The following is a 12963-nucleotide window of genomic DNA, read 5'->3' as shown; positions in this document are numbered from 1 at the left end:
CCAGCACGAGGGGGTGGACCACAGTGGATCGCGGGCACTTGGTGACGAATGCCGATCCACCACAGAGCGGAGGACTCGGAGCATGGCCGGCGCGATGCGCAAGATGGCGGTCTACCTCGGCCTCGTGGAGGACGATGGGTACGACGGTCCGGGGTTCGACCCCGACGACGAATTCGAACCTGAGCCGGAGCCTGAGCGCGACCGGCGGCGGCACCAGCCCCCGCACCAGGTGGAACGCGAGCGCGAGCGGGAACGCGAAAGGGACGAACCGGTACGAGTGGTGCAACCGCCCGCCCAGCGCGAACCGGTTCAGCTCCCTGCGGAAAGCGGGCGACCCGCCCGAATCGCCCCCGTGGCATCCATCACACCTGAACGTCCGAACATGGAGAAGAACGCACCGGTGATCATGCCCAAGGTCGTGTCCGAGCGGGAGCCGTACCGCATCACCACGCTGCACCCCAGGACCTACAACGAGGCCCGTACCATCGGGGAACACTTCCGTGAGGGCACTCCGGTGATCATGAATCTCACGGAGATGGACGATACAGACGCGAAGCGACTTGTCGACTTTGCCGCAGGACTCGTCTTCGGGCTCCATGGCAGCATTGAACGCGTGACGCAGAAGGTGTTCCTGTTGTCGCCTGCTAACGTCGATGTCACGGCGGAGGACAAGGCCCGCATCGCAGAGGGCGGATTCTTCAACCAGAGCTGAGAACACGACACCGGGAACGACCCGGCCGAGAGGCCGGTAGCTACGAGAGCCAGGGGAGAGGGAAGCGCGGGACATGGGCGTCGCACTGGATGTGGTCTATATCGCGCTGATGTGTTTCCTCATCGTGCTGATCTTCCGGCTCGTCATGGACTACGTCTTCCAGTTCGCACGTTCATGGCAACCCGGCAAGGCGATGGTGGTCGTTCTCGAGGCCACCTACACTGTCACCGATCCACCGCTCAAGCTTCTGCGGCGGTTCATTCCGCCGCTGCGTCTCGGGGGCGTGGCACTCGACCTGTCCTTCTTCGTTCTGATGATCATCGTCTACATCCTGATCAGCGTTGTGGTCAGGTTGTGAGCGATACGGTCTTGCCGACTGCCGACGACTACGTAGAGGTGAAGAAGAGATGCCGTTGACCCCCGAGGACGTGCGGAACAAGCAGTTCACGACCGTCCGCCTCCGAGAAGGCTATGACGAGGACGAGGTCGATGCCTTTCTCGACGAGGTCGAATCGGAGCTGACCCGTCTGCTCCGTGAGAACGAGGACCTGCGCGCCAAGCTGGCCGCCGCGACGCGCGCCGCCGCGCAGAACCAGCAGCAGCAACAGCAGCAGGGTATGCGCAAGCCCCCGGAGCAGCAGGACCGCCCCGGTGCGCCCGTTCCCGCCGCCATATCGGGACCGCCGCAGCAGCAGCAGCAGCCCCCGCAGATGGGTCCGCCCCAGCTGCCCGGTGGCCCTCCGCAGCTGCCTGCCGGCCCCAGCGGTCATGGCCCCCAGGGTGGTCACGGCGGCCCGCAGGGCCCGCACGGCCCCGGCCCGATGCAGGGCGGTCCCATGGGCGGCCCGATGGGCGGCCCCATGGGTCAGCACCCCCAGCAGCAGCAGATGCAGCAGATGCAGCAGCCGCAGATGCAGCAGCAGAGCCCCGGTGGCGACAGCGCCGCCCGTGTCCTCTCGCTCGCCCAGCAGACCGCCGACCAGGCGATCGCGGAGGCCCGTTCCGAGGCCAACAAGATCGTCGGCGAGGCGCGCAGCCGTGCCGAGGGTCTGGAGCGCGACGCCCGTGCCAAGGCCGACGCCCTGGAGCGGGACGCGCAGGAGAAGCACCGCGTGGCGATGGGCTCGCTGGAGTCGGCCCGCGCGACGCTGGAGCGTAAGGTCGAGGACCTGCGCGGCTTCGAGCGCGAGTACCGCACGCGGCTGAAGTCCTACCTGGAGAGCCAGCTGCGTCAGCTGGAGACCCAGGCGGACGACTCGCTGGCCCCGCCGCGGACTCCGGCCGCCGCCTCGCTGCCGCCGTCGCCTTCGCTGGCTCCGGCCGGTGCGGGTGCGATGGGTCACTCCATGGGCAGCTCCAACCACGGTGGCCATGGCGGCCAGCAGATGGGTGGCGGCCAGTCCATGGGCGGTGCGCCGTCCTACGGCGGGCAGCAGCAGATGTCGCCCGCGATGACGCAGCCGATGGCGCCGGTGCGGCCCCAGGCGCCGCAGCCGATGCAGCAGGCGCCGTCGCCGATGCGTGGGTTCCTGATCGACGAGGACGACAACTGAGCGGTTCGCGCTCGCTGAGCGCGTAGCCGTCGGCAGTCGAAGGGCCGGGCCCCGGGGTTTCCCCGGGGCCCGGCCCTTTGGCGTGGGCGGCAGCGGTTGCCGGGTGCGGGTGGGCGGCGCCTGCGGCGGGCGTTGTCCCCTACCCGCCCCTTCCCGAAACCGGGGCTGCGCCCCGGGCCCCCTCTGTCCTCAAGCGCCGGACGGGCTTGATTTTGCCGGGCGTCGTCTGCGTGTGAGGCAGAGACATATCCAGCCGTCCGGCGCTTGAGGACATCTTTCAGCCTCGCCGGCGATTGAGGCGTGGGGGTTCGGGGGCGGAGCCCCTGAGGTGGGTACGCGGGAGGGCCCGGCCGGAACGGATCCGGCCGGGCCCTCCCATACGTACCGGTTACCGCTTGCGCAGGCGGAACGTCAGAGCCAGGCCCTCGTCCGTGAACGCCTCGCCGTAAGTGTCGTCCGCCTCGCCCTCCGCGTAGTCCAGGGCGAGCACCTCCTCGGAGATCAGCGGGGTGTGCTCCGTGAGGGCCTCCACCGTCGCCGGGGACGTCGAGGTCCAGCGGACGGCGATGCGGTCCGCCACGTCCAGGCCGCTGTTCTTACGGGCCTCCTGGATCAGGCGGATCGCGTCACGGGCCAGACCCGCGCGGCGCAGTGCGGGGGTGATCTCCAGGTCCAGGGCCACCGTCGCGCCCGAGTCCGACGCCACCGACCAGCCCTCGCGCGGGGTCTCCGTGATGATGACCTCGTCGGGGGCGAGGGTGATCTGCTCGCCCTCCACCCGCACCGACGCCGTGCCCTCGCGCAGGGCGAGGGAGAGAGCCGCCGCGTCCGCCTCGGCGACCGCCTTGGCCACCGCCTGCACGCCCTTGCCGAACCGCTTGCCCAGCGCCCGGAAGTTCGCCTTCGCCGTCGTGTCGACCAGCGAGCCGCCCACCTCGGAGAGCGAGGCGAGCGATGTGACGTTCAGCTCCTCCGTGATCTGTGCGCGCAGTTCGGGGGAGAGCCCCTCGAAGCCGCTCGCCGCCACCAGCGCGCGCGACAGCGGCTGGCGCGTCTTCACGCCCGACTCGGCACGCGTGGCCCGGCCCAGCTCGACCAGGCGGCGCACCAGCGCCATCTGGGAGGAGAGGGCCGGGTCGATCGCCGTCAGGTCCGCCTTCGGCCAGGTGGACAGGTGCACCGACTCCGGAGCGTCCGGGGTGACCGGCGCGACCAGGTCCTGCCAGACCCGCTCGGTGATGAACGGGGTCAGCGGGGCCATCAGCCGCGTCACCGTCTCGACGACCTCGTGCAGCGTGCGCAGCGCCGCCTTGTCGCCCTGCCAGAACCGGCGGCGCGAGCGGCGTACGTACCAGTTGGAGAGGTCGTCGACGAACGCCGAGAGCAGCTTGCCGGCGCGCTGGGTGTCGTACCCCTCCATCGCGGCGGTCATCTGGTCGACCAGCGCGTTCAGTTCGCTCAGCAGCCAGCGGTCCAGGACCGTGCGGTCCGCCGGGGCCGGGTCGGCCGCCGACGGGGCCCAGCCCGACGTGCGTGCGTACAGGGCCTGGAAGGCGACCGTGTTCCAGTAGGTGAGGAGCGTCTTGCGGACGACCTCCTGGATAGTGCCGTGGCCCACGCGCCGCGCCACCCACGGGGAGCCGCCCGCCGCCATGAACCACCGCACCGCGTCCGCCCCGTGCTGGTCCATCAGCGGGATCGGCTGGAGGATGTTGCCCAGGTGCTTGGACATCTTGCGGCCGTCCTCGGCGAGGATGTGGCCCAGGCAGACCACGTTCTCGTAGGACGACTTGTCGAAGACCAGGGTGCCGACCGCCATCAGCGTGTAGAACCAGCCGCGGGTCTGGTCGATGGCCTCCGAGATGAACTGCGCCGGGTAGCGGCTCTCGAAGATCTCCTTGTTCTTGTACGGGTAGCCCCACTGCGCGAACGGCATCGAACCCGAGTCGTACCAGGCGTCGATGACCTCCGGGACGCGGTACGCCTCCAGCTGGCAGCTCTCGTGCGGGCAGGTGAAGGTGATCTCGTCGATGAACGGGCGGTGGGGGTCGAGCTCCGACTGGTCTCTGCCGGTCAGTTCGCTCAGCTCGGCGCGCGAGCCCACGCACGTCAGGTGGTCGTCCTCGCAGCGCCAGATCGGCAGCGGCGTGCCCCAGTAGCGGTTGCGGGAGAGCGCCCAGTCGACGTTGTTGTTCAGCCAGTCGCCGAAGCGGCCGTTCTTGACCGAGTCCGGGAACCAGTTGGTCTTCTCGTTCTCCTGAAGGAGACGGTCCTTGATCGCGGTCGTCCTGATGTACCAGGAGGGCTGCGCGTAGTAGAGCAGCGCCGTGTGGCAGCGCCAGCAGTGTGGGTAGCTGTGCTCGTAGGGAACGTGGCGGAAGAGCTTGCCACGGGCGTCCAGGTCCGCGGTGAGCGCCTCGTCGGCCTTCTTGAAGAAGACCCCGCCGACCAGCGGCAGGTCCTGCTCGAAAGTGCCGTCCGGGCGGACCGGGTTGACCACCGGCAGGCCGTACGCACGGCAGACCAGGAGGTCGTCGGCGCCGAACGCGGGGGACTGGTGGACCAGACCCGTACCGTCCTCGGTCGTGACGTACTCGGCATTGACCACGTAGTGCGCGTCCGCCGGGAAGTCCACCAGGGTGAACGGGCGTTCGTAGGTCCAGCGCTCCATCTCGGCGCCGGTGAACGACCGGCCGGTCACCTCCCAGCCCTCGCCGAGCGCCTTCTCCAGGAGCGGTTCGGCGACGACGAGCTTCTCCTCGCCGTCCGTAGCGACCACGTACCGGACCCCGGGGCGCGCCGCGACGGCCGTGTTGGAGACCAGCGTCCAAGGGGTGGTCGTCCAGACCAGCAGGGCCGCCTCGCCGGCCAGCGGGCCGGAGGTGAGGGGGAAGCGGACGAAGACCGAGGGGTCGACGACCGTCTCGTACCCCTGGGCCAGCTCGTGGTCGGAGAGACCGGTGCCGCAGCGCGGGCACCAGGGGGCGACGCGGTGGTCCTGGACCAGCAGGTCCTTGTTGAAGATCTCCTTCAGCGACCACCACACGGAGTCCACGTACTCCGGGTCCATCGTGCGGTACGCGTCGTCCAGGTCGACCCAGTACCCCATACGGGTCGTGAGCTCGGCGAACGCGTCGGTGTGCCGGGTCACCGACTCGCGGCACTTGGCGTTGAACTCGGCGATGCCGAACGCCTCGATGTCCTTCTTGCCGTTGAAGCCCAGCTCCTTCTCCACCGCGAGCTCGACCGGCAGGCCGTGACAGTCCCAGCCGGCCTTGCGGCCCACGTGGTAGCCCTGCATCGTGCGGAAGCGCGGGAAGACGTCCTTGAAGACGCGGGCCTCGATGTGGTGCGCGCCCGGCATGCCGTTGGCGGTGGGCGGGCCCTCGTAGAAGACCCACTCGGGGCGGCCCTCGGACCGGCCGAGGCTCTTGGCGAAGACCTTGTTCTCGCGCCAGAAGTCGAGCACGGCGTGCTCCAGCGCGGGCAGGTCGACCTGGGCGGGTACCTGGCGGTACTGCGGCGATGTCATGTGCGGCTTCCTCCGGCGGACGTATTCCACTTCCGTCGGAGGGACGAGAGCGTCTCGGCTCCCGCGGTACCACCCTCCTTGGCCCCGGGCGCGTGCGCCCGTGGCCCCCTCATTGGGGTCGCGACGCCGGGTCTAGTCGCCTCGGCGGTCCTGGGCGGGGCCCAGGGTCCAAGGCTTTCTTCCGGCGGCTCCGGGGTGATCTTCACGACGCGCTCGCCCCCGGGCTCCCACTGTCCCCGGGTCGCTGCTGGCTGCGTACGACGCTACTCGTCCCGTCCATGCCTCTCGCTGCGCCCAGTGTACGGGCCCATACGGCTGACGGCCGACCGGTTCAACCCCGGCCCCGGGCGTGACCCGAATGGCCGGTCGGTGGCGTGCGGAGCCGGCGGCGACGCGCGGGAGCGTCCGGGGCGGATTACCGGGCGGGGAGCTGGGAACAACGGATGCAGGCGCGCCACGACCGGGTATGGAGAGGGGCGAAACGGCGGCGTGCCCCGTTGCCGCGGGGCTGGAGTCGATTTATCGTCCCAGCACGATTCGCGTGCAAGATCACAATATGTGAAGGGGCCGCGGCCATGGTGGCGAAGAAGACGGCGGAAGAGACCGCGGCCGGGCAGAAGGCCGACGGCGAGCCACCGGCCGAGACGTCCGCGACCGCCGACGAGGCGGCGGACGACAAGGCGCCCGCGAGTAAGACAGCGGCCAGGAAGACGGCTGCGAAGAAGGCGCCTGCCGAGAAGGCGACGGCCAAGAAGACCGCCGCCAAGAAGAGCACCACGAAGCAAAGCACCACGAAGAAGAGCGCGGCCAAGAAGGCTTCGAAGACGGCCGCACATACGGCCACGGGGGCGGCTCAGGCCGCCGAGGAGACGGGAGTCCACACGGTGGTAGCCAAGAAGAGCGCGAGTCGCCCCGCAGCCGGTACGGAGGACGTGGCCGCGGTGCCGCCGGCTCGTGCCGCCGCTCCCGGGGAGCTGGCGGTACGGCCCGGGGAGGACCCCTGGACCCCGGAGGAGGTCACCGAGGCGCGGACCCTGCTGACCAGCGAGATCATGCGGCTGCGCAGCGAGCTGGAGGCCTCGGGCGCGGCGCTCGCCGGGCTGATGCGGGACTCCGGTGACGGCGCGGGCGACGACGAGGCCGACACCGGCACCAAGAACATCACCCGCGAGCACGAGCTGTCGCTCGCCGCCCACGCCCAGGAGACGCTGGAGCAGACCGAGCGGGCCCTGGCCCGGCTCGAAGCGGGGACCTACGGGCTCTGCGAGGTGTGCGGCAAACCGATCGGCAAGGCACGGATGCAGGCATTTCCCCGCGCCACCCTCTGCGTCGAGGACAAGCAGAAGCAGGAGCGGCGCGGCTGACCCGCACAGGTGTGTCGTACCCTCGTCCTCAGTCAGGCACCTAGGTTGAGGGACTCACGTGGCAGAGGCGGAGCGCATCATCGGTACGCCGGACAATCCCGAGGCCGAGCACCCGGACGGCGGCTCCACCGCCGCCGACGCCACGGTGAACGCGGGCACGGGCAAGCGCAAGATCCTGGCGCTCATCGGCGTCTCCGTCGTCGCCTACCTGCTGGACCTGGTCACCAAGATGATCGTGGTCGCCAAGCTGGAGCACCAGCCGCCGATCGACATCATCGGCGACTGGCTGCAGTTCCGGGCGCTGCGCAACCCGGGCGCCGCGTTCGGGTTCGGCGAGGCGTTCACGGTGATCTTCACCATCATCGCCGCCGGCGTGATCGTGGTCGTCATCCGGCTGGCCCGCAAGCTCTACAGCCTGCCGTGGGCCATCGCCCTGGGGCTGCTCCTGGGCGGTGCGCTCGGCAACCTCACCGACCGGATCTTCCGGGCACCCGGCGTGTTCGAAGGGGCGGTGGTCGACTTCATCGCCCCCAAGCACTTCGCCGTCTTCAACCTCGCGGACTCCGCCATCGTGTGCGGCGGCATCCTCATCGTGATCCTCTCCTTCAAGGGCCTGGACCCCGACGGCACCGTCCACAAGGACTAGGGGTACCCGGTCCTGCGCGGCGAGCATCCGGCGCAAGGCATACTCGACAGGTGAGTACGCACCCCGAGATCCGCACCCTGCCCGTACCGGACGGCCTGGAGGGCGAGCGTGTCGACGCCGCCATCTCCAGGATGTTCGGTTTCTCCCGCACCAAGGCCGCCGAGCTGGCCGCCGCCGGGAAGGTCCAGGTGGACGGTTCGGTGGCCGGCAAGTCCGAGCGCGTGCACGGCGGTGCCTGGCTGGAGGTCGAGATGCCCCAGGCGCCCGCCCCCGTCCAGATCGTCGCCGAGCCCGTCGAGGGCATGGAGATCGTCCACGACGACGACGACATCGTGGTCATCGTGAAGCCGGTCGGCGTCGCGGCCCACCCCAGCCCCGGCTGGACCGGCACCACCGTCATCGGCGGCCTCGCCGCCGCCGGGTACCGCATCTCGACGTCCGGCGCCGCCGAGCGCCAGGGCATCGTGCACCGGCTCGACGTCGGCACCTCCGGCCTGATGGTCGTCGCCAAGTCCGAGCGCGCGTACACCCTGCTCAAGGCCCAGTTCCGCGACCGGGTCGTCGACAAGAAGTACCACGCGCTCGTCCAGGGCCACCCGGACCCGATGAGCGGCACCATCGACGCCCCGATCGGGCGCCACCCCAACCACGACTACAAGTGGGCCGTCACCGCCGAGGGCAAGCCGTCGGTGACCCACTACGACCTCATCGAGGCGTACCGCGCCGCCAGCCTCCTGGACATCAAGCTGGAGACCGGCCGCACCCACCAGATCCGGGTCCACATGTCCGCCCACCGCCACCCCTGCGTCGGCGACCTGACCTACGGCGCCGACCCGACCCTGGCCAAGCGGCTCGGGCTGACCCGGCAGTGGCTGCACGCGGTGCGCCTGGGCTTCGAGCACCCGAGCGACGGCAGCTGGGTGGAGTTCTCCAGCACCTACCCGGCCGACCTCCAGCACGCCCTCGACACCATCTCCGCGGAGAGCCAGTGACCGCCGCGCCACCCCCCTACACCACCGGCAGGGCCGTCGAGGAGAGCGACCTGGCGGCCTGCTTCCAGGTGCGCAAGGAAGTCTTCGTGGGCGAGCAGAACGTGCCCGAGGAGATCGAGTACGACGCCTACGACGCGACCGCCGTGCATGTCCTGGCCGTCGCGGCGGATGGCACCGCCCTGGGAACGGGACGGCTGCTGCACGGCGCCGACGCGGCCGGGAAGGCCGGTGGCGACCTCACCGTCGGCTCGCTGGGGCGGCTCGCGGTGACCCGGCGGGCGCGCGGGCTCGGCGTCGGCGCCGCGCTGGTGCGCGCCATCGAGGACGAGGCGGCCGGGCTCGGCCTGGCCGCCGTGGACCTGCACGCCCAGACGCACGCCCTCGGCTTCTACGAGCGGCTCGGCTATGTGGCGTACGGCCCCGAGTTCCCGGACGCGGGCATCGCGCACCGGGCGATGCGCCGGAGGATCGGGTCCGCCTGACCCCGTGTGCGGGGGGCCTTGTCCGCTTGGGGAACCGCGCGTGGCAGGGTGGAGCCCGCTCGGCCGTCGCCCCGGCCGGGCCCCTGACGGCCGCCCACCCCGGCCGGACCTGACGGACGCGGCAGAGCCGTGACCGGTGCGTCGGCCCGGTGAGCGGCCCGGAACCGTACGCTCCGGAAGGCGCCCCCGTGGATCAGATGGCCCTGCTGCTCCTGCTGCTGCTCGGAGCCGTGGTCACGGTGCCGCTCGGCGCCCGCCTGGGGCTGCCGGCACCGGTTCTGATGACGCTGGCCGGGGTGGCCATGGCGTTCGCGCCCTTCGTGCCGAACGTCGACATCCCGCCCGAGATCATCCTCCCGGCCCTGCTGCCGCCGCTGCTCTACGCCTCCGTGCAGCGCACCTCCTGGCGGCAGTTCGCCGCCAACAAGCGCCCGATCTTCCTGCTGGCCGTCGCCCTGGTCTTCGTCACCACGGCCGCCGTCGCCGCCGTCGCCAACTCGATCGTGCCCGGCCTGCCGATCGCCGCCGCCGTCGCCCTCGGCGCGCTCGTCGCCCCGCCCGACCCGGTCGCGGCGACCGCCGTGGCGGGCTCGGTCGGACTGCCGCGCCGGCTCGTGTCGATCCTGGAAGGCGAGGGGCTGTTCAACGACGTCACCGCCATCGTGCTCTACCACGTGGCCATCGCCGCGGCGGTGAGCGGCACCTTCTCGCTGCCCGAGGCCTTCGGGCTGCTCATCCTCTCCGCCGTGGTCGCGGTCGTCGTCGGCCTCGCCCTCGGCTGGCTCACCATCAAGCTCATGGGGCTGCTGGGTGATGCCACCCTCCAGGTCGGCCTGAGCCTGCTCGTGCCCTTCGTCGCCTACGTCCTCGCGGAGGAGCTGAAGGGCTCCGGCGTGCTCGCGGTCCTGACCGTCGCGCTCTTCCTCGCCGAGCACACCGCCGACGCCGACGACGTGCTGGGCCGGCTCACCGGACGTACCTTCTGGGAGATCGTCGACACCCTGGTCACCGGGGTGGCCTTCGGGCTGATCGGCCTGGAACTGCACAATGTGTTCGGCACCGCCGGCGGACGCGAGTTCCGGATGCTCGGCTGGGGGCTGGCCATCGTCGTGGTCGTCGTCGGCGTACGGCTGGCATGGCTGCTGCCCGCCACCTGGCTCGCCAAGCGGCTGCACAACCGCGGGGACGTCAGCGAGGAGATCCCGACCAGCTGGCGGGAGACCGTGGTCATGTGGTGGGCCGGGATGCGCGGGGTGGCCTCCGTCGCGCTGGCGCTGGCGATCCCGTTGGAGACGGATGACGGGCAGCCCTTCCCCGGCCGCGAGGAGATCATCTTCATCGCCTTCTCCGTGATCATGGTCACCCTCGTCTTCCAGGGGCTCACCCTGCCCTGGCTGGTCCGCAAACTCCGCGTACGGGCCGACGGCGACGCCGAGGAGGCCCTGGAGCGGCAGCTCGCCCTGCGCGCCGCCCTGGCCGCCAAGCACCGGCTCAAGGAGATCCAGGAGGTCGAGGAGTTCCCGGACGAGGTCGTGGAGCGGCTCCAGAAGGCCGCGTACGACATCGGCGCCCGGATCAACCCGGACATGGTCGACGAGGAGCGGCGCGAGGCCTACGCGAAGCGGGCCGAACGGTTCAAGGCGGTCAGCCGTGTCCAGCGCGAGATGATGTCGGCCGCCCGGCACGAGGTGCTCTCCGCCCGCAACGAGGCCGGCTCCGACCCCGAGGTCGTCGACCGGGTGCTGCGCTACCTGGACGTCCGCTCCCTGCGCTGATCCCCCGGGGCGTCAGGTGCGGCCACCCCGGGCGCAGGCGTCACGGAGCGGCCGGGCCCCCGGGCGCAGGCGTCACGGAGCGGCCGCACCCGGCGTACGGGAAGCGGCCGCTCCGTGACGCGGGGCGTACGGGACCTCAGCCGCGGCCGGTGCGGGGCGCCTTCGAGCCGTCCAGGTCGAAGGAGGAGCCGGAACCGTTGTGGCCGATCAGGGCCTCCGCCCCCGTCAGCTCCGCCCACTGCTCACCCGGCGGCAGCGCGGCGGGTGAGGTGGCGACCCGCGGCAGCGCGTAGGGGTGGTGGTCGCGCAGCCAGCCGATCAGCTGCTCACGTACCGCGCAGCGCACCGTCCAGATGTCGTCCGCGTCCTTCGCCGTGACCACGGCCCGCACCTGGATGGTGGTCGGGGTCGTGTCGGTGACGGCGAGCGACCAGTCCCGGCCGTCCCAGGCGGCGACGTCACCGAGGATGTCCCGCAGCTTCTCGCGCATCGCGGCCACCGGCGCCGCGTGGTCGAGGTGGAAGAAGACCGTGCCGGTCATCTGGACCCCGCCGCGCGACCAGTTCTCGAACGGCTTGCTGGTGAAGTACGAGACCGGCATCGTGATCCGCCGCTCGTCCCAGGTCCGGACCGCCAGGAACGTCAGCGTGATCTCCTCGATGGTGCCCCACTCGCCGTCCACCACCACGGTGTCGCCGAGCCGGACCATGTCGCCGAAGGCGATCTGGAGCCCGGCGAAGAGGTTGCCGAGGGTCGACTGGGCGGCCACACCGGCGACGATGCCGAGCACACCCGCCGAGGCCAGCATCGAGGTGCCGACCCCGCGCATCGCCGGGAACGTCAGCAGCATCGCCGCGATGGCGACCACCGTCACCACCGCGATGACGACCCGCTGGATCAGCGTCACCTGCGTGCGGACCCGGCGTACCCGGGCCGGATCGCGGGTGGCCGTCGCGTACCGCGCGTAGCTGGACTCGACGACCGTCACGGCGGCCCGGACCACCAGCCACGCCGAGGCGCCGATCAGCACCAGGCTGAGGGCCTGGCCTATCCCGACCCGGTGCTCCCACACCCAGGCGATGCCCGACTGGCGGTAGCTTCCGCGCAGCAACGCGATGATGATCACCACTTGCAGCGGTGGCCGGCAGCGCCGCAGCAGACCCCACAGCGGGGTCTCGTGGTGGCGGGTGTCGGCCCCGCGCAGCAGCCGGTCGACCAGCCAGCCGACCAGCAGGGTGATCACCACGGAACCGCCGAAGACGATCAGCGGGCGCAGCACGTTCTCCATCGCCTAGTCCTCCAAGCATTCAGGCACAACTGGCACCATGGGCCTCATGGACATCATGCTTTTCCACTCGACCTACGGGCTGACGCCCGCAGTGCACGCCGCGGCCGCGCGTCTGAGGGACGCCGGCCACGAGGTGCGCGTGCCCGATCTTTTCGAGGGGCACACCTTTGACACGGTGGAGGAGGGCATGGCCTTCAAGGAGGAGGTCGGCAAGGAGGAGCTGCTGAAGCGCGCCGTGCTGGCCGCGGCCCCCTACTCCGACCATGGGCTGGTCTACGCCGGCTTCTCCCTCGGGGCGGCGACCGCGCAGACCCTGGCCCTGGGCGACGCGAAGGCGCGCGGGCTGCTGCTGTTCCACGGCACGTCGGACATCGCCGAGAATGCCACGGTGGAGGAGCTCCCCGTCCAGCTGCACGTCGCGGACCCGGACCCCTTCGAGTCCCACGACTGGCTGAACAGCTGGTACCTCCAGATGCAGCGGACCGGCGCGGACGTGGAGATCTACCGCTACCCCGGGGCCGGCCACCTGTTCACCGACCCCGATCGCCACGACTACGACCAGGCCGCCGCCGAGCAGACCTGGAAGGTCGCGCTCGGCTTCCTGGCCACGCTGTAGGGG

11 protein-coding genes are annotated in these 12963 nt (G+C 70.8%); 9 read left to right on the top strand and 2 right to left on the bottom strand.

Features of this window, described 5'->3' with window-relative positions:
- The first annotated feature begins 82 nt into the window (after positions 1–82).
- The 3 genes from ACIQAK_RS01345 (at position 83) to ACIQAK_RS01335 (ending at position 2265) form a co-directional block, all read left to right on the top strand.
- On the top strand, positions 83–712 hold the full coding sequence (locus tag ACIQAK_RS01345; protein ID WP_228926830.1) for a cell division protein SepF: 630 nt from the start codon (positions 83–85) through the stop codon (positions 710–712).
- 73 nt (positions 713–785) lie between these two features.
- Positions 786–1070, top strand: a complete 285-nt coding sequence (locus ACIQAK_RS01340; protein ID WP_006123846.1) for a YggT family protein — start codon at positions 786–788, stop codon at positions 1068–1070.
- 49 nt (positions 1071–1119) lie between these two features.
- Positions 1120–2265: a DivIVA domain-containing protein gene (locus ACIQAK_RS01335; protein ID WP_366388350.1), complete on the top strand. Its 1146-nt coding sequence runs from the start codon at positions 1120–1122 to the stop codon at positions 2263–2265.
- A gap of 388 nt (positions 2266–2653) precedes the next feature.
- Here the strand turns inward: ACIQAK_RS01335 and ileS are convergent, their stop codons facing one another.
- Entirely contained in the window at positions 2654–5797 is a 3144-nt protein-coding gene (gene ileS / locus ACIQAK_RS01330; protein ID WP_366388351.1) for an isoleucine--tRNA ligase, read from the bottom strand.
- 575 nt (positions 5798–6372) lie between these two features.
- On the opposite strand from ileS, the gene ACIQAK_RS01325 reads away from it, so the two are divergent.
- From ACIQAK_RS01325 to ACIQAK_RS01305, 5 genes are all read left to right on the top strand, one after another.
- Positions 6373–7161, top strand: a complete 789-nt coding sequence (locus ACIQAK_RS01325) for a TraR/DksA C4-type zinc finger protein (RefSeq protein ID WP_366388352.1) — start codon at positions 6373–6375, stop codon at positions 7159–7161.
- 58 nt (positions 7162–7219) lie between these two features.
- Positions 7220–7807 (top strand): signal peptidase II, encoded by a 588-nt coding sequence (lspA, locus tag ACIQAK_RS01320; protein ID WP_366388353.1) that lies wholly within the window; start codon positions 7220–7222, stop codon positions 7805–7807.
- 50 nt (positions 7808–7857) lie between these two features.
- Positions 7858–8799 carry an RluA family pseudouridine synthase gene (locus ACIQAK_RS01315; protein WP_366388354.1) on the top strand — a complete coding sequence of 314 codons (942 nt, stop codon included), beginning with the start codon at positions 7858–7860 and terminating at the stop codon, positions 8797–8799.
- Entirely contained in the window at positions 8796–9281 is a 486-nt protein-coding gene (locus ACIQAK_RS01310) for a GNAT family N-acetyltransferase (protein WP_366388355.1), read from the top strand. The genes ACIQAK_RS01315 and ACIQAK_RS01310 overlap by 4 nt, the downstream gene beginning before the upstream one ends.
- A gap of 188 nt (positions 9282–9469) precedes the next feature.
- A complete protein-coding gene (locus tag ACIQAK_RS01305) occupies positions 9470–11056 on the top strand; it encodes a Na+/H+ antiporter (RefSeq protein WP_366388356.1) in 1587 nt (528 codons plus the stop codon).
- A 136-nt stretch (positions 11057–11192) separates the two neighbouring features.
- Here the strand turns inward: ACIQAK_RS01305 and ACIQAK_RS01300 are convergent, their stop codons facing one another.
- On the bottom strand, positions 11193–12344 hold the full coding sequence (locus ACIQAK_RS01300) for a mechanosensitive ion channel domain-containing protein (protein ID WP_366388357.1): 1152 nt from the start codon (positions 12342–12344) through the stop codon (positions 11193–11195).
- 37 nt (positions 12345–12381) lie between these two features.
- On the opposite strand from ACIQAK_RS01300, the gene ACIQAK_RS01295 reads away from it, so the two are divergent.
- Positions 12382–12960, top strand: a complete 579-nt coding sequence (locus ACIQAK_RS01295) for a dienelactone hydrolase family protein (protein ID WP_366388358.1) — start codon at positions 12382–12384, stop codon at positions 12958–12960.
- Positions 12961–12963: the final 3 nt, after the last annotated feature.

This window comes from Streptomyces sp. NPDC088706 (assembly GCF_044752765.1).
GTDB lineage: Bacteria > Actinomycetota > Actinomycetes > Streptomycetales > Streptomycetaceae > Streptomyces.
The sequence above is the reverse complement of the archived record's forward strand: the minus strand, read 5'-3'. Positions and strand labels throughout refer to the sequence as shown.

Excerpts from the sequence above, each read along its gene's own strand:
- ACIQAK_RS01300 (WP_366388357.1), bottom strand. The coding sequence starts at position 12,344 with ATGGAGAACGTGCTGCGCCCGCTGATCGTCTTCGGCGGTTCCGTGGTG.
- ACIQAK_RS01340 (WP_006123846.1), top strand. The coding sequence starts at position 786 with ATGGGCGTCGCACTGGATGTGGTCTATATCGCGCTGATGTGTTTCCTC.
- ileS (WP_366388351.1), bottom strand. The coding sequence starts at position 5,797 with ATGACATCGCCGCAGTACCGCCAGGTACCCGCCCAGGTCGACCTGCCC.
- ACIQAK_RS01325 (WP_366388352.1), top strand. The coding sequence starts at position 6,373 with ATGGTGGCGAAGAAGACGGCGGAAGAGACCGCGGCCGGGCAGAAGGCC.
- ACIQAK_RS01335 (WP_366388350.1), top strand. The coding sequence starts at position 1,120 with ATGCCGTTGACCCCCGAGGACGTGCGGAACAAGCAGTTCACGACCGTC.
- ACIQAK_RS01295 (WP_366388358.1), top strand. The coding sequence starts at position 12,382 with ATGGGCCTCATGGACATCATGCTTTTCCACTCGACCTACGGGCTGACG.
- ACIQAK_RS01345 (WP_228926830.1), top strand. The coding sequence starts at position 83 with ATGGCCGGCGCGATGCGCAAGATGGCGGTCTACCTCGGCCTCGTGGAG.